The following is a 20,019-nucleotide window of genomic DNA, read 5'->3' as shown; positions in this document are numbered from 1 at the left end:
GCGGGGAGAATGGCGGCATGCACGAACCGAGTGCCAGGCGATGGGAATCAGCCGATGCCCTGACGGCCGAAACGCGGCGCATCGTCGCCGCGACGGAGGCAATGATGGCATCGACCGCCCACCACTTTTCCGAGGGTATCGAGAATCTCCGCCTCAAGGAAATCGTCCACGAACTTCCGGATTTTCTCTACGTCAAGGATCGTGACAGCCGCTTCGTCTTTGCCAATGCCGTCACCGCCAGCAGCCTTGGCCTGGAGAGCGCTGCGCTGATGACCGGCAAGCGCGATTTTGACCTGTTCGATTTCGAGACGGCGCTCCACCATTTCGATATCGAGCAGCAGATCATGACGACGGGCGAAGCCCTCATCGACATGGAGGAATCCTACGTCCTTCCCGGCAGCAGAAGGCCAATATGCCGGCTGACCTCGAAGATCCCGCTGCGCAACGATCGCGGCGAAATCGTCGGCCTGATCGGTGTTTCCCGTGATATCACCGAACGCAAGCGCCAGGAGGATCTGCATCGCGGCCAGGCGAGCCTGCTCGAAATGATTGCCCGCAACGAGCCGTTGCCGATGATCCTCGAGGCGCTCGTGCTGATGATCGAGGCGCAACTGACCGGGATCGACGGATCGGTACTGCTGCTCGACAGCGAGGGCACCAGGCTCTATCACGGCGCCTCTCCCAATCTGCCCGGCGGCTACAGCCGCCTCATCGATGGTGTCACGATCGGTCCGAAGGTCGGCTCCTGCGGCACCGCCGCGTGGCGCGGTCAGACCGTGATCGTTGAGGACGTGATGAGCGATCCGCTCTGGGAGGATTTTCGCGCGTTGATTGCCCCGTTCGGGTTCCGCTCCTGCTGGTCGACGCCGATCGCCACATCGCAGAACAATGTGCTCGGCACGTTCGCGCTCTATTCCAGGGAAGTCCGCCGTCCCACCGAGCACGAGATGACGCTGGTGGCGCTCGCCACCCATATCGCCGGCATCGCCATCGAGCGCAAGCGTGTCGACGACCGCATTCATTTCATGGCCCATCATGACGATCTCACGGGCCTGCCGAACCGCGCCTTCCTGAAGGAGCGGCTCGCGAGTATCCTCGACCAGGCCCGGCGCAACAACCGCAAGGTGACCGTCGCCTATATCGATCTCGACAATTTCAAGGACATCAATGATGGCCGCGGCCACGCCGCCGGCGACGAGGTGCTGAAGGAGATCGCCGCCCGCATGGCCAATAGCGTCAGGGCGTCAGATATGGTGGTGCGTCTCGGCGGCGACGAATTCCTCGTGGTGCTCGTCCACCAGTCGAGCCACGATGCCGGCATCACGCGCCGTCTTCGCGAGCTGCAGAAGGCGATCAACCGGCCGATCCGCGGCGCGGACGGCGAGATCACCGTCACCTCGAGCATTGGTGTCGCTGCCTTCCCCTTCGATGGCGCAACCTCGGAAGAGCTTCTCGCCAATGCCGACCGCGCCATGTACCGCGCCAAGGAACTCGGCCGCAACACATTGCAACATCACGAGGGCGGCAGCACGCCCCTCGGAATGCCGCTCGGCGAGCACGAGGAACTGCACCTGGCGATCGCCGGCGACCAGCTGTTCCTGCAATATCAGCCGCAGGTCGATGTCGCCACCGGCCGCATCACCGGGCTCGAGGCGCTGGTTCGCTGGAACCATCCGGCCAAGGGCAGGCTGCCGCCGGTCAATTTCATTCCGCTCGCCGAAGAGACCGGCCTGATCGTCCCCCTCGGTCTCTGGGTGCTGAACGAGGCCTGCCGCCAGGCGCGCAACTGGCAGGATATGGGCCTGCCGCCGCTGACGATCGCCGTCAACGTCTCCGCCAAGCAGTTTGCCGATCCGGATTTCGCAACCCATGTCACCGAAGCGCTCGAGCGCCACCGCCTGCAGTCGCGCTGGCTGGAGCTGGAGGTCACCGAAAGCGTGGTGATGCACGATGCCGAACGCGCGCTCGCCATGATGGAATCGCTGCGGGCGCTGGGCGTTCGCCTGTCGATCGACGATTTCGGCTCCGGCTATTCCAGCCTCGCGGCGCTGAAGACCTTCCCCGTCGACCGCCTGAAGATGGACCGTTCGTTGGTCGAGGCCCTGCCGGGCGACAAGACCGCCGTCGCCATCGCCTCGGCCGTCATCTCGCTGGCGCAGACGCTGAAGCTCTCGGTTCTCGCCGAGGGTGTCGAAACCGACGCCCAGATGGATTTCCTGCGCCAGGCGCGTTGCGAGGAGGCGCAAGGCTACCGCTTCTCGAAACCCGTCTCCCCGGAGGAAATCCCGGCATTGCTGCGAGCGCGGAGCCTCTAGAGTCTTTCCGGGTTAGATTGAAGCATTCTGCCGGAGCAGGTTTTCGTCAGGATCAAAGGCGATTGGCGACGGGCATACCCCAAGGTACGTCCGAGCCGATCGCCTTTGATCCTGGCGGAAAGATGCCCGGCCCTTCGGGTTGGCTGAAACGGGCCGGCTGATCGACCGGCCGGCTTGGCCGTAGAGCCGGGCTACGACGCGCGCCGGCCGGTCGACCATCCGACTCCGTTTGAGCCAACAGAATGCTTCAATCTAACCCGGAAAGGCTCTATTGCATGTCGCCCAAAAGTGTGCAGCGATTTTGGGAGAACGACATGCACAAAAGGAAACATTGAAAGACGCCGCATCGATCAGGTCGATGCGGCGTCTTTCAAGCTCTATTTCGCAAGCTTGCCGATCGCCTCGATCTCGTTCGTCCATATGCCCGCCGCATAGTTTGGCGGCAGCCGCGCCAGTTGCGCGGGGTCATCGATGCCGGTGGAAAAATCGCTGCCGCGATAGGGACCGAGCACGAAGACCTCGGTCCCGGCATCCGCCATCCGGTTGAGAAAACGGTCCGGCCAGCCCCAGAGCCACGGGGCGATATTGATCGGCACCAGCATCATCACATGTTTGCATTCGTCCGGCAGCAGGCCGGTCCAGCCATAGCCGATATAGCCGAACAGGCAGCCCTTCAGGCTCTTGCGCGAGGCGGTCTTGATATCGGGTGCCATCCGGCGCAGCACGTCGATCGGCTCGTCACCGCCATAGACAATGATCTCGGCCCGTCTTTCCTGGGAAAGTCCGTTGAGCACGGTGGCGAGCTTTTCGCCCTCGGAAGGATCGCGGCTCTTGACGTTGATGAGGAAGCGCCGATCCGGAAAGGTCGACAGCACCTCGGCAAGGGTCGGCATCATGCCGATGCCCCGGCCGCGAAAGGGAAAGGTCTTGCCGCCATCGGCGGTATAGCCATAGCCGATGTCGAGCCTCTTCATGTCAGCCATCGAATGCTCGCGGGTGACGCCATGCCCGTCGGTGCGGCAGTCGAGCGTCCAGTCGTGAAAGACGGCGAACTGCCCGTCCGTTGTCGGATGTACGTCGATCTCGACAATATCGGCGCCGGCCGCAAAGCCTGCCTGCATCGACGGAAGTGTGTTTTCGAGATAATCGTGTTTTGGCGGCAGCATGCGGCTCGCCGTGCAGGTGTCGTTCTTGAGATCGGTTTCGTCGAAGCGCTGGGCGATGCCGCGATGGGCGAGCAGCACCGGTTTTCCCGGTCGGTGTTCGGCTATCAGGCTGGTATTGTTGAGGTAGATGCCCGCCGCGACGGCCGCGATTGCCGCCGCACAATAGAAAAACTTCCTGCCCAATGCTGATCCCCCTGGTTGCATCGCAAGGGCTAGAAAGCGATTCTGGTTGTTCTTGGGCTGTTTTCCGGCTTTTCTATGCCATCGGTCTATTCGCCGGACGGGAGCCTCATCGCTATGGAACCACAAGACGACGAGCTCATCCATTTCGAGACGCATGGCGGCGCCCCATTGCCGCCGGCAGCAGTTGAAGGGCATGTCGCGCGCGACGGTGCCCGCATCTGGTATGCGTCCTACGGCGCAGGTCCCCCTGTCATTCTGCTGCATGGTGGCCTTGGTCACAGCGGCAACTGGGGCTATCAGGTCCCGGCACTGTTGCGCCGCGGCCGCCGCGTCGTGCTGATCGACAGCCGTGGCCATGGAAGAAGCACCCGCGATGCCCGTCCCTATAGCTATGAGCTGATGGCCTCTGACGTGCTCGCGGTCATGGACGCGCTGCATCTCGACAAGGCGGCCGTCGTCGGCTGGAGCGACGGCGCCTGCATTGCCCTGATTCTCGCCATGACGGCGCCGTCACGTGTCGAGGGGGTCTTCTTTTTCGCCTGCAACATGGATCCGAGCGGCACGCTGGAATTTGTTCCGAGCCCGGTCATCGACCGATGCTTCAGCCGGCACGCCAAGGACTATGCCGCATTGTCCACAACGCCTGACGATTTTAATCCATTCGTCGAGGCGGTCAGCCTGATGATGCGGACGGAGCCGAATTATCAGGCCGCCGACTTGGGCCTGATCCGGGTGCCGGTCGCAATCGTCCTCGGCGAGCGCGACGAATTCATCAAGCCCGACCATGCCGAATATCTTGCTCGCAGCATTCCGAACGCTGAGATGATCTATCTCACAGGCGTCAGTCATTTCGCGCCGCTGCAGCGGCCGGGTGAGTTTAATGTCGCTGTGGTCAACTTTCTCGACGGGATAGGGTCATGACATTGCAGTCGTTGAGCCGCGCCCCATTCCATAGTCCGTTCTTCCCGCCCTCTGGCCTCGCGTCCATTTCCCGCTATCTCTCGTTTCATGAGACCTGATGCGCTGCTTTATCCCGCCCCGGAGGGGCTCTATTGCCCCGAGGGCGGCTTCTATGTCGATCCGGTGCGGCCGGTCGAGCAGGCGCTCGTCACCCACGGCCATTCGGATCATGCCCGCCCGGGCCACGTGAACGTGCTTGCCACCCGCCAGACGCTCGACATCATGCGCCTGCGTTACGGCGACGGCTTTTGCGCCAGCGAGCAGGCCGCAGCCTTCGGCGAGGAACTGCTGGTCAACGGCGTCAAGGTAAGCTTTCATCCCGCCGGCCATGTGCTCGGCTCCGCCCAGATCGCCATTGAGAAGAACGGCACACGCATCGTCGTCTCCGGCGACTACAAGCGCCGACCCGATCCGACCTGCGCCGCCTATGTGCCGGTTGCCTGCGATGTCTTCATCACCGAGGCGACCTTCGGCCTGCCGGTCTTCCATCATCCCGATCCAATGGAGGAGATAGCCAAGCTGCTGGCGTCGCTGCGGCAATTTCCCGAGCGCACCCATCTCGTCGGCGCCTATGCGCTGGGGAAGGCCCAGCGCGTCATCCGGCTGCTGCGCGATGCCGGTTATGCCGAACCGATCTATATCCACGGCGCCATGGAAAAACTCTGCGACTATTATATCGAGCAGGGCATCGATCTCGGCGAGCTGCTGCCGGCGACGATCGAAAGCCGCGACAAATCAGTCTTCAAGGGTGCGGTCGTCATCGGCCCGTCATCGGCCTTCGCCGACCGCTGGGCCAGGCGCTTCAACGAGCCGCTGCCGGCCTTCGCCTCCGGCTGGATGATGGTGCGCCAGCGCGCCAAACAGCTCGGCGTCGAACTGCCGCTCGTCATCTCCGATCATTGCGACTGGCCGGAGCTGACCGAAACGATCCGGGAATTGCACCCGGCCGAGGTCTGGGTGACGCATGGCCGAGAGGAGGCCCTGGTGCGCTGGTGCCAATTGCAGGGCATCAAGGCAAAACCGCTGCATCTGGTGGGTTATGAGGACGAGGCCGATTGAGGAGATGAGCAATATCCCGCGTCAAAACCCCTCCGAAGTCGGGAGGCGCCCATGAAAGCCTTCGCCGACCTCCTCGACCGCCTGGTGCTCACCCCCAGCCGCAACGGCAAGCTGAAGCTACTGACCGACTATTTCCGCGACACGCCCGATCCTGACCGCGGCTATGGCCTTGCCGCCATTGCCGGCACGCTGGAGGTGCGCAACGTCAAGCCCGCCATGCTGCGTGAGCTGGTGCTCGAGCGCATGGACGAGGTGCTGTTCCGCTATTCCTATGATTATGTCGGCGATCTCGCCGAAACCATCTCGCTCGTCTGGGACAATGAGAGGGATATCGACCGTTCGGCGCTTGCCCAGCCGCGTCTCGGCGAGGTCGTCACCGGCATGAACGCACTCGGCCGCACAGAAGTGCGCAGCTTCGTCCGTGACCTGCTCGACCGGCTGGATTCGTCCGGCCGTTTCGCCTTCATCAAGCTGGCGACCGGCGCCATGCGCATCGGCGTTTCCGCTCGCCTTGCCAAGCAGGCGCTCGCCGATCTCGGCGACAAGGACGTCACCGAGATCGAAACCCTCTGGCACGGTCTGCAGCCGCCCTATGAGACGCTGTTTGATTGGCTGGCGAATGGCGGCGAAAAACCGGTGCTGGCCACACCGGCAATCTTTCACTCCGTCATGCTCGCCAATGCGGTGGAGGAGGGCGATCTCACTGGTCTCGATCCGGCCGACTATGTCGCCGAATGGAAATGGGACGGCATCCGCGTGCAGCTCTCCCGCTCCGGCGACAGGCGCAAGATCTATTCCCGCTCCGGCGACGACATATCAGGTGCCTTTCCCGATATTCTCGACGCGATCAGTTTTTCCGGCGTCGTCGACGGCGAGCTGCTGGTTGGCGGCACCGCCCGCTCCAACAGCCCGACCCGGACCTTCTCCGACCTGCAGCAGCGCCTGAACCGCAAGACGGTGACGACGAAGATGCTCGGCGACTATCCCGCCTTCATCCGCACCTATGACCTGCTCTTCGACGACGAGGAGGATGTCCGCGGCCGGACCTATATCGATCGCCGCGACCGGTTGACCGAGATCATCGACCGCGCCCCCCATGACCGTTTCGATCTCTCGCCGCTCGTGCCGTTCTCGTCGTGGGAAGAGCTCGACGCTCTCCGCGCCGCGCCGCCCGATCCGGTCATCGAAGGCGTGATGATCAAGCGCCGCGACAGCATCTACCAGGCCGGCCGCATGAAGGGCCCCTGGTTCAAGTGGAAGCGCAACCCCTATAATGTCGATGCGGTGCTGATGTATGCCCAGCGCGGCCACGGCAAGCGCTCCAGCTACTATTCTGATTTCACCTTCGGCGTCTGGGCCGATGACGAGGACGGCGAACAGCTGGTGCCTGTCGGCAAGGCCTATTTCGGCTTCACCGATGCCGAACTCGAGGTGCTCGACAAGTTCGTGCGTGACAATACCACTGAGCGCTTCGGCCCGGTGCGCGCCGTGCGCGCCGACAAGGATTTCGGCTTTGTCGTCGAAGTGGCCTTCGAGGGCATCAACCGCTCGACCCGGCACAAATCGGGTGTTGCCATGCGTTTCCCCCGCATCGCCCGCCTTCGCCCCGACAAGCCCTCATACGAGGCCGACCGGCTGCGCACGCTGATCGCCATGATCGACGCCAAGCCGGAATGAGGTTGCATGCCCTGCGCAACAATGACGCAGGGCAATATTTTCAACATCATGTGTATTGGCGGCAACGATCTTCCGGTGCAGATTCTGCGTGCCGGGGAAATGATGGGTGCGTTATGAGCTCGCTTGAACCAAATTCCTTTTTCCGTCAACGCCGTGCCGTTCTGGCGGGTCTTGCCGGTGCACTCATCCTGCCGCGCATGGCAGCCGCGTTTGATGTCCCGGACGAGCCGCGCCTCGCCAAGCACGACTATGCCAAGGTCCGCCACCATTTCCGCACCAAGCTGTTGCAGAAAGGCCCGGCGCCCGACAAATACGAACCGCTGAATGCGCCGGCCGATGCCGACAAGATCTTCTACCGCTCCGGCTACGGCGAGCTGGAACTGGCGGCCTGGGTTTCCAAATACAAGCGCGAGCGCGCCGCCAAACCGGCCGTGCTCTTCCTGCACGGCGGCAATGCCATGGGCATCGGCCACTGGCAGCTGATGAAGCCCTATATGGATGCCGGTTATGTCGTGATGATGCCGTCGCTGCGCGGCGAAAACGGCCAGATGGGCAATTTCTCCGGCTTCTACGACGAGGTCGACGACGTGCTGGCCGCCACCGAGCGCCTGGCGCATCTGCCGGGCGTCGACCCCGAACGGCTGTTCATCGCCGGCCACAGCATCGGCGGCACATTGACCATGCTGACGGCGATGACCACCCACAAGTTCCGCGCCGCCGCGCCGATTTCGGGCAACCCCAACGCCTTCCGCTTTTTCAGCCGCTATCCCCAGGATATCCGCTTCGACGACAGCAATGAGCATGAATTCGAGGTGCGCTCTGCGCTGTGTTACGCCCAGAGCTTCAAATGCCCGGTGCGTGTCGTCCACGGCACCGAGGAGCCGCATTTCAACGATCGCGCCGATCTGCTTGCCCGCCGCGCCCGCGCCGCCGGCATTCATATCGAGACCGAAACCGTCGCCGGCAATCATACCTCGGCGCTGCCGGCCGAGATCGAACAGAGCATCCGTTTCTTCCACGGGGTGGCGGCCTGAGTTTCGCCGCCACCGGCAATTGCGATTAAGTGCCCTGGACGATTGATCCGCGATCCCGCCACCGATGGCGGCGGGCTGGTCGTTTCCTGACCTTGTGCCTTTTCCACCCCAACGCCAGCCTCGCGCCAGCCGCGGATGCCATCGTCCCGGCAGATGTCGTTGTCTGCCGATCGTTGATAAGGGTGGTTCCATGAATTTTCTGCGCCGGGTCTTCCCGATTGCCGGGCTCGTGATTGCGGTTGCGTCGCTGAGCGGGTGCAACATCCTCATTCCCGATGTCGCCGCCGATTCGCCCGCCCGCTTCGTCCAGGAAACCTCGCCGGTCTTCTATCAGCCGCCCGGTGTCGATCCGCGCCGGGTGCGGCCGGTCCCCGATCAGCCGGTGCCGCAGACGCGCGAACTCTACAAGACCCAGTTCCACCAGACCTATGGCCTGCCGGTGACCAATCCCGTGCATATGGCGATGTATGGTGAGCTTCGCGACGCGGATTTCACCCTGCCGGCGATCCCGGTCAGCCGCGTACAGCCGCAGTTCCTGCGCCAGGAGGTCGATTATCAGACGACCGAGCGTGCCGGCACCGTGGTCGTCGATACCAAGGCGCATTTCCTTTATTTCGTCGAGGGCAACGGCAAGGCGATGCGTTACGGCGTCGGCCTCGGCCGCGACGGTTATGCCTGGTCCGGCCGCGGCGTCATCCAGTGGAAGCAGAAATGGCCGCGCTGGACACCGTCGGTCGAAATGGTCTCGCGCCAGCCTGAGGTTCGCCCGTTCGGGGCGGAGAATGGCGGCATGAATCCGGGGCTGATGAACCCGCTCGGCGCGCGCGCCATGTATATCTTCAAGGACGGGCAGGATACGCTCTATCGCGTCCACGGCACGCCCGACTGGCAATCGATCGGCAAGGCCACATCGTCGGGCTGCGTGCGCATGCTGAACCAGGACGTCATCGATCTTTACGACCGCGTTCCTGCCAGGGCCGAGATCGTTGTGATGTAGCGCTGCAACAGCGCTGCTCATATCGTCCGCTTCAGGCCGGACACGTCTACGTGAAGCTATGGTTTATTTGGCGCAAGCCGATAGATCTTCTCTTGTTGTTATCGGCATCGGGCGAATCGCTGGTTTATCAGCCCTTTCGTCCGGCTTCCCGCATCAGAGGAAATCAGTCCCGCGTCATGAGCTTCGATAGACATCTTTCCCGCCGCAGCTTTCTTTCCTTTTCGGCATTGACCGCAGCCTCCGCGCTCACCGGCTGCGCCTCCTCAGCCAATACGGTAACATCGGGCGATACGTCGATCATCTATCGTTCGCCCATGCGCCTGTTCCAGTCCCCGGCCGCGTCAAGCGTGCCGAGCGGGCCCGAGCTTGCCGTCATGTATGGCCCGGTTGAGGATGGCGGCTTTCTCATTCCGGCCGTTCCCTACGAGCAGATCGATCCGCGCTATTATCGCCAGCGCGTCGTCGATCCCACTGGCCAGCCGCCCGGCACCATCGTCGTCGATACGCCGTCGCGTTTCCTTTATCTCGTCCAGGGCGACGGCATGGCGATGCGCTACGGCGTCGGCATCGGCCGCGAGGGTTTCGCCTGGCAGGGCTCGGGCGTCATCCAGTGGCGTCAGAAATGGCCGCGCTGGAAACCGCCGAACGAGATGGTCGCCCGCCAGCCGGAACTCGTCAAATATTCGATCGACAACGGCGGCATGGAGCCTGGCCTGAAAAACCCGCTCGGCGCCCGCGCGCTCTACATCTTCTCGAATGGAGAGGACACGCTTTATCGCCTGCACGGCAATCCCGATTGGCGCTCGATCGGCAAGGCCGTCTCATCGGGCTGCGTGCGGCTGCTGAACCAGGATATCATCGATCTCTACGATCGCGTTCCGACAAAGGCGCCGATCGTCGTCTGGCAGTAATTTTCACCCAGGCGGCCGCGATCCGGTCGCCTGGGATCAATTCCTTTGCCCCGGGGCAAGCACCTGCTTTGCCCCGGGCAAGCAGATGCTTGCCCCCCGGGCAAGAGCTTCATTTTGCGCCCGCAAGAGAATTATTTTCCGAAATACCATTGCTTAATTCGGTAAATATCCTACATGGTGCGTATCGAATTGCTTGCGACCTTTGTCCACGCGCTTGAGCGCACCGTCAGATATCCTCTCAACATCGATACGGCTTGTCGGATATCTCTCCGCAGGCGAACACAAACGGTTGAAAAGGAGATCGTTATGAATTCAGGCGTCGTCAAGTGGTTCAATGGCACCAAGGGTTTTGGCTTCATTCAGCCGGATGATGGTTCTACGGACGTTTTCGTCCATATTTCAGCGGTTGAACGCGCCGGCATGCGCGAACTCGTTGAAGGTCAGAAGATCCGCTACGATCTCGTCCGCGACAAGAAGTCCGGCAAGAATTCGGCTGATAATCTTCAGGCCGCATGATTTGTCATTCGCCTCTGCTGACCATGAATATGGCAGCGGGCTGGCCATGTGCTGGGGGCAAGCTGACCACGGATGTACTGGCAGCGAGCTGACCAGGGGTGGCGGTGAGCTGACCATACGGGCAGCGGGCTGAGTGACTGGAAGAGGTCGGGTCCGAGCCCGGCCTTTTTGCTTTGATCGCAGGCTTTTCCGGAATGGCCCTCGGTCGTACCTGAATGGCCCCTGGTCGTTCTGATTGACCGATTGAGCAGCCGAAGAGTCGAAGGGACGCTGAAATGGGCAGACCAAACTATAAAGTCGGCGACATGATCGTGCTGAAGTCCGGCCTCACCCGCACGGCGAAAGCCGACAAGCGGTGCCGGATCTCCAGCATCCTGCCCAATGACCATGGGCATGTGCAATACCGCGTCCAGTTCGACGCAGAGAATTTCGAACGCCGCATCACTGAGGCCGACATCGATACCGGGGAAACGCCATCCAGGGTTTCCCCCCAAGCGGCGGCCAAGTCCGATGGCGCCGAACCCTGGCTGAAGTTTTCGAGCATCAAAATCGGGAAGTAGTCCCGCGCTTTTTAATATGGACAGTGCGGCCTCGCCGCCGCGACAGGAAGGATATCGTTTTGCAGGTACTCGTCAGGGACAACAATGTCGATCAGGCGCTCCGCGTGCTCAAGAAAAAGATGCAGCGGGAAGGCCTGTTCCGGGAAATGAAGGCGCGCAGCGCCTTTGAAAAGCCGTCCGAGAAGCGCGCCCGCGAAAAGGCCGAGGCCATTCGCCGCCAGCGCAAGCTTGCCCGCAAGAAGCTGCAGCGCGAAGGTCTGCTGCCGGCACCGAAGAAAGTTCTCCGCACCCGCTGATCCCGGCCGGGGAGTCGCGGTCCGGCTGTGGCATCACGGTCCGACCGCGGAATCATGGTTTCAGCCGTGAGATCACGGCTTTCAGCCGCGGATTCATGGCTTGCAGCGCTGCGCGTCTTTTGAGACGCGCAATGGACGCTGTAACACTTTGAATTTCTACATAATTCCTTGAGCCAATTCCGATTTAAGGAATTATGCTGTAGCGCCGCCATCACCTGGGAAAGGGGCACATGACCGCCACCAAGGGAGAATTCTTCAATCCCGCCAAGCTCTCGTCTCGCGACAAGGCAGAAGCGACCGATCACACGGCGCGTGCCATCATCGCCGCCGAGGCGTCGGCCCGTGACAAGAAGACGGAGAAGCTGAAGGCGCTGCGTTTGCAGCAGGAGGCCGAGGCCGAACCTAAAGCGGCTCCTGCAAAGAAGCGTCGGTCGCCGGCTAAGCCGCGGCCCTGATCTCTCGGAGCGCACGCTGATGACGGGTGGACGCGTTCAGCCTCCGTCCGCGCCGGCCCGCCCGAGATTACCCCGCAGCCGATGCAGCATGTCGCGCATCTCGGCCATTTCCTTAAGCGTGCAGCCTGCGGCTTGCCCGATCGCCATCATGATCGTATCGATCTCCCCCTTCATAGCCTCACCTCTAGGGGTCAGCGACACGATCACCTGCCGTTCGTCGCGCAGGTCGCGGATGCGCTTGATCAGCCCGCTCTGTTCCAGCCGTTTCAACAGCGGCGACAGCGTGCCGGAATCGAGATCCAACTGCTCGCCGATCGTCTTGACCGGCAATTCGCCGCGTTCCCAGAGCACCAGCATCACCAGATATTGCGGATAGGTCAGGCCGACCTTGTCGAGGATCGGCTTGTAGGCGCGGGTGAAAGCATGCGCCGTCGCATAGACCGCGAAGCACAGCTGTTTTTCCAGCCGCTTCTCCTCTTGCGGTATCTCCATCGTCTTCGTCGTGTGCGCTTTCATATCCATCATCCCTAGAGCATTCCCGTTTTTCTTCGAATCACGAAATGCTCTATCCCTTTGTTTTCACGCAATTCCGGGCGCAAAACCGCTGCGCACTTTTGCTGGAATTGCTCTAGAACATGATGCCGAAAAGTTTCAGCGGTTTTCGGGCGACATCATGCTCTAACTCTTTAATTTAGAACAGGATTCAGATTTTAGGCCGGCGCGGCTAAGATCATCCTGTTCTAAGGCCCGATTGTCCTCCTTTCGAATTCGAAATGCAATTTGCAAAATTCACTTGCGTACAATTTAATTGTGCGATACTAAAAATCCAACCCCATCGAAGGGCCAACCAAAGGAGATCGTCATGCCTATTCTCTATACGACCAAAGCCTCTGCCACCGGCGGCCGCGCAGGCCGCGCCGTTTCCGAAAACGGCGTTCTGGACGTGACCCTGACCGTCCCCAAGGAACTCGGCGGCGACGGTGCGACCGGCACCAATCCCGAACAGCTCTTCGCTGCCGGCTACTCCGCCTGCTTCCTCGGTGCATTGAAATTTGTCGCGGGCCAGCAGAAGGTCAAGATTCCGGAAGACACGACGGTCTCCGCCAAGGTCGGCATCGGCCCGCGGGAAGATGGCGGCGGCTTCGGCATCGAAGTGGCGCTGACGGTTGACATTCCGGGTCTCGACCGCGAAACGGCTGAAAAGCTCGCAGCCGCAGCCCATATCGTCTGCCCCTACAGCCACGCCATGCGCACCTCGACCGAGGTTCCGGTCACCGTCGCCTGATCGATTTAAAAAGCTGGCAGCCGTATCGGCTGCCGCCATCTGCCGGTCGGGTAGGGTGCTATCCGGCCGGCTTCGGCGTTTCTGCCGCCATTCATGACAGCGCCAGCAGATCCTGCCGCAGCCTTGCGACGCTGCCATCCGGCAGCTTTCCGTCGATCATCGCATGCGTGCTTTCCCAGATCGGCAGCGCTCTCACCAACACCGCCTTGCCCTCAGTGGTGAGGCTCAGCAGCCGACCGCGCCTGTCCCTCGGGTTCTCCATCACCGTCACCCAGCCCTTGCGCTGTAACGGCTTCAGCGCCGCCGTCAGCGTCGTCTGGTCCATGGCGAGCAGGGCGGCGACCGGCCCCATTGGCGGTGGCTCCGGCCGGTTCAGCGACATCATCAGCGAAAACTGCCCATTGGTCAGCCCGGCCGGCCTCAGCGCGTCGTCGAACAGCCGGGCAAGCGCGCGCGCTGCCCGCTGCACATGCAGGCAGAGGCAGGTGTCGCGCACCATCAGCGTCGTGGAAAAGGGAATCTCGATCGAATTTGACATGCTTCATTTCTATTGATATCAATGTATTAAGTCAAGTAGAAGGAGATGAGCCGGCTTCACCGGCAAGCGCCGGAGGAGGGCGCACTCCATGCAGAATGACGTTGTTTCCCGCGAAGAGTGGCTGGAGGCCCGCCGTGCCCTGCTGGCAAAGGAGAAGGAGGCGACGCGGCTGCGCGACAGCGTCAACGCCGCCCGTCTGGCGCTGCCCTGGGTAAAGGTCGACAAGGATTATGTCTTCGAAACGCCCGAGGGCAGGAAGTCGCTCGCCGATCTCTTCGACGGTCGCAGCCAGTTGCTGATCTACCATTTCATGCTCGGCCCGGATTGGGATGCCGGCTGCACCGGCTGCTCCTTCCTATCGGATCATGTCGATGGCGCCCTGCCGCATCTGAACCATCATGACGTTACCTGGGTCGCTGTTTCGCGCGCGCCGCTTGACAAGATCGCCGCCTACAAACGGCGCATGGGTTGGAAATTTCCCTGGGTCTCTTCCTTCGGCAGCGATTTCAATTTCGATTATCACGTTTCTTTTAGCCCCGAGGATCTTGCCAAAGACAAGGTCTTCTACAATTTCACGCCTATGCAGCCGGCTGATGCCAATGACGAACTGCCGGGCCTCAGCGCTTTCTACCGCAACGACAAGGGGGAGATCTTCCATACCTATTCGAGCTATGCTCGCGGGCCGGAAGAACTGATCGGCACCCTGATGATCCTCGACCGCGCGCCGAAGGGCCGCAACGAGGACAGCACGATGAATTTCGTGCGCCGCCACGATGAATATGAGGAGGCCGCCAAGGCGCCATCCTGCTGTCAGTGAGCCGGAGCATGATGCCGAAAAGTGTAAGCGGTTTTGCGTCCGGAATGCGGAAAACAAGCGCCACCATCACTCAAGGGAGAAGAGGATGATGAAGACCGCTGAAGTGCTGAAGGAACATTCCTTTCTGGAAAGACTGATCGGCGACTGGACCGTCACCGCACCCGACATGAGTGGCGGTGAGCCCTGGACCGAGACCGTCCGCTCGCTGCATGGCATCTGGTTCGTCGCCGAAGGGACCGGCCGCATGCCTGATGGTAAGGAGGCCACCAGCATCCTGACGCTCGGCTACAACGCCGCAAAGGGCAAGTATGTCGGCAGCTGGATCGGCAGCATGATGGACTATATGTGGGTCTATGAGGGCGAGGTCGACGCGTCAGGCAATGTGCTGGACCTTTATACGAGAGGGCCCGACTTCAACGGCGAGGGCCTTGCCGATTACCGCGAGCAGATCATCTTCGTCGATGCCGATCACCGCACCTTCGTCTCCAGCGCCAAGCAGCCGGATGGCTCCTGGAAGCAGTTCATGGAAGCGCATTACGCCCGCAGGATCTGACAATCACGGCGCTCACCCTCGAAATAGAGGCCTTGCAAAGAGGCTTCCGAAGAGGAGCGTCGAAAAAGGGAGAGTATGATGTCTGAGACGCATGGAAAGTTCATCTGGTGCGAGTTGATGACCCCCGACACATCAGCTGCCGCGAAATTCTACAGCTCGGTCGTCGGCTGGACGACCTCCGAAATGAAAATGGAGGGCATGCCGACCTACACGATCTTCGAGGCGAACGGCATCGGTGTCGCCGGCCTGATGGAATTTCCGGCCGAACTCGAGGGCAAGGGCATTCCGCCGAACTGGACGGGTTATGTCGACGTTGACGACGTCGACCAGTCGGCAAAGGATTTTGCCGCCAATGGCGGTTCGGTCCGCCGTCCGCCGGAAGACATCCCGACCATCGGTCGCTTCGCCGTCGTCGCCGATCCGCATGGCGCGGTGATCTGCATCATGACGGCGGCGCCGATGGAAAATCCCATGCCGGAACTGGCCTTCGACGCGCCCGGCAATATCGGCTGGCGCGAACTCTATGCTGCCAATGGCGAGGAAGCGCTGGCCTTCTATTCCAAGCGGTTCGGCTGGACGAAGCACAGCGAATTCGACATGGGTCCGATGGGCGTCTATTATCTCTTCGCCCATAACGGCAGGCAGATCGGCGGCATGATGACCAAGCCGGAAAACCTTCCGATGCCCTTCTGGTGCTATTATTTCATCGTGCCAACCCTCGACGCTGCAACCGAACGCCTCACCTCGGGCGGCGGCAAGGTCGTCCACGGCCCGATGGAAGTCCCTGGCGGCAGCTGGATCGTCCAGGCCACGGACCCGCAAGGCGCCTTCTTCTGTCTGGTCGCACCGAAGCGGTAGGTTTGGGAGCGACGTTGGCGGTGTGCCGTGCAGCCCCCTCATCCGCCCTACGGGCACCTTCTCCCCGAGGGGAGAAGGGGGAATCGAGACGTCGCCACGAGTTTCTTCTGCCCAGCGGGGAGAAGGTGGCGGCAGCCGGATGAGGGGGCCTCACGGCACACCGTCAACAACAATTACGCTCCGGATCCCACCACCCACCACCATCACCCTCCAACCGAAGCAAAGAACCCTTCCGGACCTTCCACCTCCACCAGCCGCTTCTTCTCGATCAGCCAGAACCGGTTTCCCACCGCCCGCACGAAACTGCGGTCATGCGATACCAGCAGGCAGCTCGCCTCGTGCGCCATCAGCTCGCTCTCCAGCGCCTCCTGGCCCTCGATGTCGAGGTGGTTGGTTGGCTCGTCGAGCAGGTAGAAGTTCGGCTCCGCAAGTCTCAGTACCAGCATGCCGAGCCGCGCTTTCTGGCCGCCGGACATTTGGCCGATCGGTTTTGCCTGCATGTCGATCGTCATGCCGGCGCCCGCCAGCAAGGCCCGCGCCCGCTGGTCGCCGACATCGAAGCGGCGGATGATCGTGCCGATCGGCGTGTCGGTGTCGGCAAGATCGGCAAGCGCCTGGTCGCCGTAGCCGAGCACGAGCGACGGCGTCGCCTTGATGCCGTCGCGCGCCGTCTCGGGTCTTTCGATCGCCTGTTTCAGCATCGACACCAACCGCGACTTGCCGGCGCCGTTGAGGCCGAGCAGCACGATGCGGTCGCCCTGGCAGACGAACTGCCGGCCGGTCTTGAACAGCAGCGTTCCATCCGGCGTCGTCACCGCCGCATCCTCCAACGTCACCAGCACCTTGGCATGGGTGCCGCGGTTGGCGAGCCGGATCGCGCCGGCCGAGCGCTCCAGATGCGCCGGTTTTGCCGCGTCCTCCAGCTTCTCCGCCCGTTGCCTGAGCTGCTTCGTCTTGACGACGAGCAGGTCGCTGCCGGAATTGATGCCGATATTGTTGAGCTTCGCCGCCTGCTTGCGCAGTTGCTCCGCCACCTTCATGTCGCGCTCGTAGCGCCGGGCTTCGGAAGCGTCGGCCTCGTCAAGGGCGGCGCGTGCCCTGGTATAGGGCAGGGCGAAGACCGGCGATTGCTCCGGCCGCAGGAACAGCGTCCGGTTGGTCGTCGCATCGAGGAAGGCGCGGTCGTGGCTGGACAGGATAACCGGCACGTCGCGCGGCAGCGCATTCAGCCAGCCCTCCAGCTGCGCGATCTTTTCAAGGTCGAGATGGTTGGTCGGCTCGTCGAGCAGAAGCACGTCGGGCTCGCTCACCCAGGTGCGGGCAAGCATGGCAAGCCGCTGCCAGCCGCCGCTCAATTGCTTCAGCGGCCGGCTCCGCATGAGCTCCGGCACGTCGAGCGATTCCAGCACGACGTCGACGCGCCAGCTCTCGCTTTCAGCCAGATCGGCCTGCAGCGCCTGCAGCACCGCATCGTAGAACGGCGTGTCGAAAAGGGCAGGCGGCACATTCTGCGCGACATGGCCGATGGTCAGCCCGCGCGCCTTGGTGATCTCGCCCTCGCTCGGCTCCAGCGTGCCGGTGATGCAGGCAAGCAGCGTCGATTTCCCCCGCCCGTTGGCGGCGACGAGGCCGATACGGTCGCCGGCGTTGACGACGAGATTGAGCTTGGAAAACAACGGATTGCCCAGCGTCACGCCGAGATTGCGGATATTGATGAGTGTCATGATCGTTCTCTGGTCTTGACCGGGTGGTCGGCACGGTCCGGGGCATTCAGCCATCACGGGATTGCGCGGTTCGAGCCCGGGAAATGAAAGGAATACGCGCTGTCAATTACGGCGCCGCATTGGCCACGAAGGGCAGACCAGGAAGAGATGTCGAGAAACGGTCTCTGGTCAGCCCTGCAAACGCATTTGCAGGGCGTTGACGGGACCACGCTGGCGATTAAACCGAAAATAATATTGCATTGCGTGATCCTCCTTTCTCAAAAGCTTGCAAGACCCAAATAACATTGCCCGCAAAAAGAGGCAAGGGAGCCGCACCTGCGCCGATTCTAGCCATAAACCGCGCATAGAGGATTCTTCGGGACCGACCGGGAGAATAAGACGCATGCTCATTGCCCATTTGCCTGCAGGCTACCTTCTCGGGAGCGCCGCGCGGCAACGGTCCGCCGCACCCGGCATCATGATCGTAGCCTTGATCGGCAGCGTATTGCCGGATTTCGATATGGTCTATTTCTTCCTGACCGGCGGCAAAGTCCACCATCACGACTATGTCTCCCACTGGCCGCTTTTTTGGCTCGGCTTCGCCGCCACGGCCCTGCCGGCGATCAGTCGACTGGCGCCGGACTGGCTTCCCACGGCCGCCGTCTTTTTCGCAGCCGTCGTGCTTCATATGGTTATGGATACCGTCGCTGCGCCGATGCTTTGGCTCGCGCCATTCGATTGGTCGAAATTCGAGCTGACGACGGTGCCGGCGACCTACAGCAATTGGATCGTGAGTTTCATGCTGCATTGGACCTTCGTTCTCGAACTCCTGATCTGCGTCACCGCGTTGATCGTCGCCGTCTGCCGGAATCGTCGCGTCGGAGGCCGGCAGCAGGCATGAGCCGGAATTATCCCGGGTGGCCGGCAGACAAATCCAGCCGCCGCGTTATCCCGATACTCCTGAGGAATGTCTCGTCGTGGCTGACGACGATGAGCGCGCCGTCGTAAGCGCGCAATCCGGCCTCGACGGCGGCAATCGAGTCGATGTCGAGATGATTGGTCGGCTCGTCGAGGATCAGCAGCGGCGGCGGCGCTGAGCCGAGCACACAGGCAAGGCCCGCTCGCAGCAATTGCCCGCCGCTCAGCGTCGATACGCTCTGCAGCGCCGCATCCGCCCTGAACATGAAGCGGGCAAGGGCGGCCCGGCAGGTATTTTCATCGGCCAGCGGATTGATCCGACGGAAATTGTCGCGGATCGAGGCCGACGGATCGAGAAGGCTGACCGTCTGATCGAGCATCGAGAAGGCAGTCATGACGCCGATCGTGCCCGCCCAGGGTTTTAGGTCGCCGGTGATGAGCGCCAGCAAGGTCGTTTTGCCCGAGCCGTTGCGGCCGGTGACGGCGATACGCTCCGGTCCGGTCACATCGAAGGAGAGATCGCGGATGACGGGATCACCCGGCTGGTAGCCCGATGTCACGCCATCCATCCTCAGCACGATCTTGCTGGCGGGCAGCCCGGTCGGCGGCAAGGTGACCGACAAGGGCAGCAGGATCTCGATCTTCTCGCGCGCTGCCCTTGTCTCTTCCAGGGCCTGGGCGCGCCGGCGGTCGGCGAGGCGGGCATTGTCGCCACCGGTCGTTTCGCTCCGCTCCTTCATGCCGCCGAGCATGATGCGCGGTATGCCGCCCTTGGCGGCCATCTTCCGCCCGGTGCTGTCCCTCTGCGCCTGGCGCTCCACCGTCGCCTGCGCCTTCTTTGCCACCTCGGCCATGCGTTTTTCGGCTTCAGTGAGATTATGCTGTGCCGCCACGAGCTCGAGGGCCTTGCGCTCGCGATAATGGCTCCAGTTGCCGCCGAAGCGCGTGGCGCCGAGCGAGGTCAGTTCGACGATCGCGTCGACGCTTTCGAGCAGTTCCCGGTCATGGCTGACGATGATGGCGCTGGCCCGCCAGCCTGACATCAGCGCGATCACCGCCTCGCGGCCTTCGCGATCGAGATTGTTTGTGGGTTCGTCGAGCAGCAGGAAATCCGGTTCGGTAAAGATCAGCGCCGCCAGCCCGGCACGTGTGCGCTGCCCGCCGGAGAGTGCCGCAAGCGGGGTTTCCGGTGACGCGTCGAGCCCGGTCCGAGTGAGC

General features: G+C 62.1%; 21 protein-coding genes. 16 read left to right on the top strand and 5 right to left on the bottom strand.

Going from position 1 to position 20,019, the window contains the following annotated elements; genetic code table 11:
• Window positions 1–17 precede the first annotated feature (17 nt).
• The gene (locus MOV76_RS26190; protein ID WP_247265603.1) at window positions 18–2,315 is read left to right on the top strand and encodes an EAL domain-containing protein; all 2,298 of its coding nucleotides are present in this window, start codon (window positions 18–20) and stop codon (window positions 2,313–2,315) included.
• Between the two features lie 377 nt (window positions 2,316–2,692).
• Here MOV76_RS26190 and MOV76_RS26185 read toward each other — a convergent pair whose 3' ends face one another.
• Window positions 2,693–3,664, bottom strand: coding sequence for a glycerophosphodiester phosphodiesterase family protein (locus MOV76_RS26185; protein ID WP_182565386.1), 972 nt, complete (start codon window positions 3,662–3,664; stop codon window positions 2,693–2,695).
• Window positions 3,665–3,778: 114 nt separating this feature from the next.
• Here MOV76_RS26185 and MOV76_RS26180 point away from each other — a divergent pair, with 114 nt between their 5' ends.
• The 10 genes from MOV76_RS26180 to MOV76_RS26135 all read left to right on the top strand — a co-directional run bounded on the left by MOV76_RS26180 (window position 3,779) and on the right by MOV76_RS26135 (window position 12,129).
• The gene (locus MOV76_RS26180) at window positions 3,779–4,585 is read left to right on the top strand and encodes an alpha/beta fold hydrolase (protein ID WP_018241178.1); all 807 of its coding nucleotides are present in this window, start codon (window positions 3,779–3,781) and stop codon (window positions 4,583–4,585) included.
• 87 nt (window positions 4,586–4,672) lie between these two features.
• Window positions 4,673–5,683 carry a ligase-associated DNA damage response exonuclease gene (locus MOV76_RS26175; RefSeq protein ID WP_113543336.1) on the top strand — a complete coding sequence of 337 codons (1,011 nt, stop codon included), beginning with the start codon at window positions 4,673–4,675 and terminating at the stop codon, window positions 5,681–5,683.
• Between the two features lie 51 nt (window positions 5,684–5,734).
• On the top strand, window positions 5,735–7,360 hold the full coding sequence (locus MOV76_RS26170; protein ID WP_247265602.1) for a cisplatin damage response ATP-dependent DNA ligase: 1,626 nt from the start codon (window positions 5,735–5,737) through the stop codon (window positions 7,358–7,360).
• Between the two features lie 113 nt (window positions 7,361–7,473).
• A complete protein-coding gene (locus MOV76_RS26165; protein ID WP_182565385.1) occupies window positions 7,474–8,394 on the top strand; it encodes a S9 family peptidase in 921 nt (306 codons plus the stop codon).
• A gap of 190 nt (window positions 8,395–8,584) precedes the next feature.
• A complete protein-coding gene (locus MOV76_RS26160; RefSeq protein ID WP_130759487.1) occupies window positions 8,585–9,391 on the top strand; it encodes a L,D-transpeptidase in 807 nt (268 codons plus the stop codon).
• A 176-nt stretch (window positions 9,392–9,567) separates the two neighbouring features.
• A complete protein-coding gene (locus MOV76_RS26155) occupies window positions 9,568–10,302 on the top strand; it encodes a L,D-transpeptidase family protein (protein ID WP_047619579.1) in 735 nt (244 codons plus the stop codon).
• A 306-nt stretch (window positions 10,303–10,608) separates the two neighbouring features.
• A complete protein-coding gene (locus MOV76_RS26150; protein ID WP_003546468.1) occupies window positions 10,609–10,818 on the top strand; it encodes a cold-shock protein in 210 nt (69 codons plus the stop codon).
• 275 nt (window positions 10,819–11,093) lie between these two features.
• Window positions 11,094–11,378 carry a hypothetical protein gene (locus MOV76_RS26145; protein ID WP_018241184.1) on the top strand — a complete coding sequence of 95 codons (285 nt, stop codon included), beginning with the start codon at window positions 11,094–11,096 and terminating at the stop codon, window positions 11,376–11,378.
• Between the two features lie 59 nt (window positions 11,379–11,437).
• On the top strand, window positions 11,438–11,674 hold the full coding sequence (gene rpsU, locus MOV76_RS26140) for a 30S ribosomal protein S21 (RefSeq protein WP_018241185.1): 237 nt from the start codon (window positions 11,438–11,440) through the stop codon (window positions 11,672–11,674).
• 230 nt (window positions 11,675–11,904) lie between these two features.
• Window positions 11,905–12,129, top strand: coding sequence for a hypothetical protein (locus MOV76_RS26135; protein ID WP_003546479.1), 225 nt, complete (start codon window positions 11,905–11,907; stop codon window positions 12,127–12,129).
• Window positions 12,130–12,165: 36 nt separating this feature from the next.
• Here the strand turns inward: MOV76_RS26135 and MOV76_RS26130 are convergent, their stop codons facing one another.
• Window positions 12,166–12,654, bottom strand: coding sequence for a MarR family winged helix-turn-helix transcriptional regulator (locus MOV76_RS26130; RefSeq protein WP_018241186.1), 489 nt, complete (start codon window positions 12,652–12,654; stop codon window positions 12,166–12,168).
• Between the two features lie 337 nt (window positions 12,655–12,991).
• Here MOV76_RS26130 and MOV76_RS26125 point away from each other — a divergent pair, with 337 nt between their 5' ends.
• Entirely contained in the window at window positions 12,992–13,414 is a 423-nt protein-coding gene (locus MOV76_RS26125) for an organic hydroperoxide resistance protein (RefSeq protein WP_018241187.1), read from the top strand.
• A 91-nt stretch (window positions 13,415–13,505) separates the two neighbouring features.
• Here MOV76_RS26125 and MOV76_RS26120 read toward each other — a convergent pair whose 3' ends face one another.
• Window positions 13,506–13,952, bottom strand: a complete 447-nt coding sequence (locus tag MOV76_RS26120; RefSeq protein ID WP_018449441.1) for a MarR family winged helix-turn-helix transcriptional regulator — start codon at window positions 13,950–13,952, stop codon at window positions 13,506–13,508.
• Window positions 13,953–14,040: 88 nt separating this feature from the next.
• On the opposite strand from MOV76_RS26120, the gene MOV76_RS26115 reads away from it, so the two are divergent.
• From MOV76_RS26115 to MOV76_RS26105, 3 genes are all read left to right on the top strand, one after another.
• On the top strand, window positions 14,041–14,769 hold the full coding sequence (locus MOV76_RS26115) for a thioredoxin family protein (RefSeq protein WP_247265601.1): 729 nt from the start codon (window positions 14,041–14,043) through the stop codon (window positions 14,767–14,769).
• An 85-nt stretch (window positions 14,770–14,854) separates the two neighbouring features.
• Window positions 14,855–15,322 carry a DUF1579 domain-containing protein gene (locus MOV76_RS26110; RefSeq protein WP_247265600.1) on the top strand — a complete coding sequence of 156 codons (468 nt, stop codon included), beginning with the start codon at window positions 14,855–14,857 and terminating at the stop codon, window positions 15,320–15,322.
• 78 nt (window positions 15,323–15,400) lie between these two features.
• The gene (locus MOV76_RS26105; protein ID WP_247265599.1) at window positions 15,401–16,180 is read left to right on the top strand and encodes a VOC family protein; all 780 of its coding nucleotides are present in this window, start codon (window positions 15,401–15,403) and stop codon (window positions 16,178–16,180) included.
• 203 nt (window positions 16,181–16,383) lie between these two features.
• Here the strand turns inward: MOV76_RS26105 and MOV76_RS26100 are convergent, their stop codons facing one another.
• A complete protein-coding gene (locus MOV76_RS26100; protein ID WP_247265598.1) occupies window positions 16,384–17,904 on the bottom strand; it encodes an ABC-F family ATP-binding cassette domain-containing protein in 1,521 nt (506 codons plus the stop codon).
• A gap of 382 nt (window positions 17,905–18,286) precedes the next feature.
• On the opposite strand from MOV76_RS26100, the gene MOV76_RS26095 reads away from it, so the two are divergent.
• Window positions 18,287–18,784: a metal-dependent hydrolase gene (locus tag MOV76_RS26095; RefSeq protein WP_247265597.1), complete on the top strand. Its 498-nt coding sequence runs from the start codon at window positions 18,287–18,289 to the stop codon at window positions 18,782–18,784.
• A 7-nt stretch (window positions 18,785–18,791) separates the two neighbouring features.
• Here MOV76_RS26095 and MOV76_RS26090 read toward each other — a convergent pair.
• Window positions 18,792–20,019, bottom strand: a 1,228-nt coding sequence (locus MOV76_RS26090) for an ATP-binding cassette domain-containing protein (protein ID WP_247265596.1), incomplete at its 5' end; no start/stop codon positions are given.

This window comes from Rhizobium sp. PRIMUS64 (genome assembly GCF_023006465.1).
Classification (GTDB): Bacteria; Pseudomonadota; Alphaproteobacteria; order Rhizobiales; family Rhizobiaceae; genus Rhizobium; species Rhizobium leguminosarum.
Note: the sequence above shows the minus strand (reverse complement) of the source record. Positions and strands in the feature narration are given on the sequence as shown.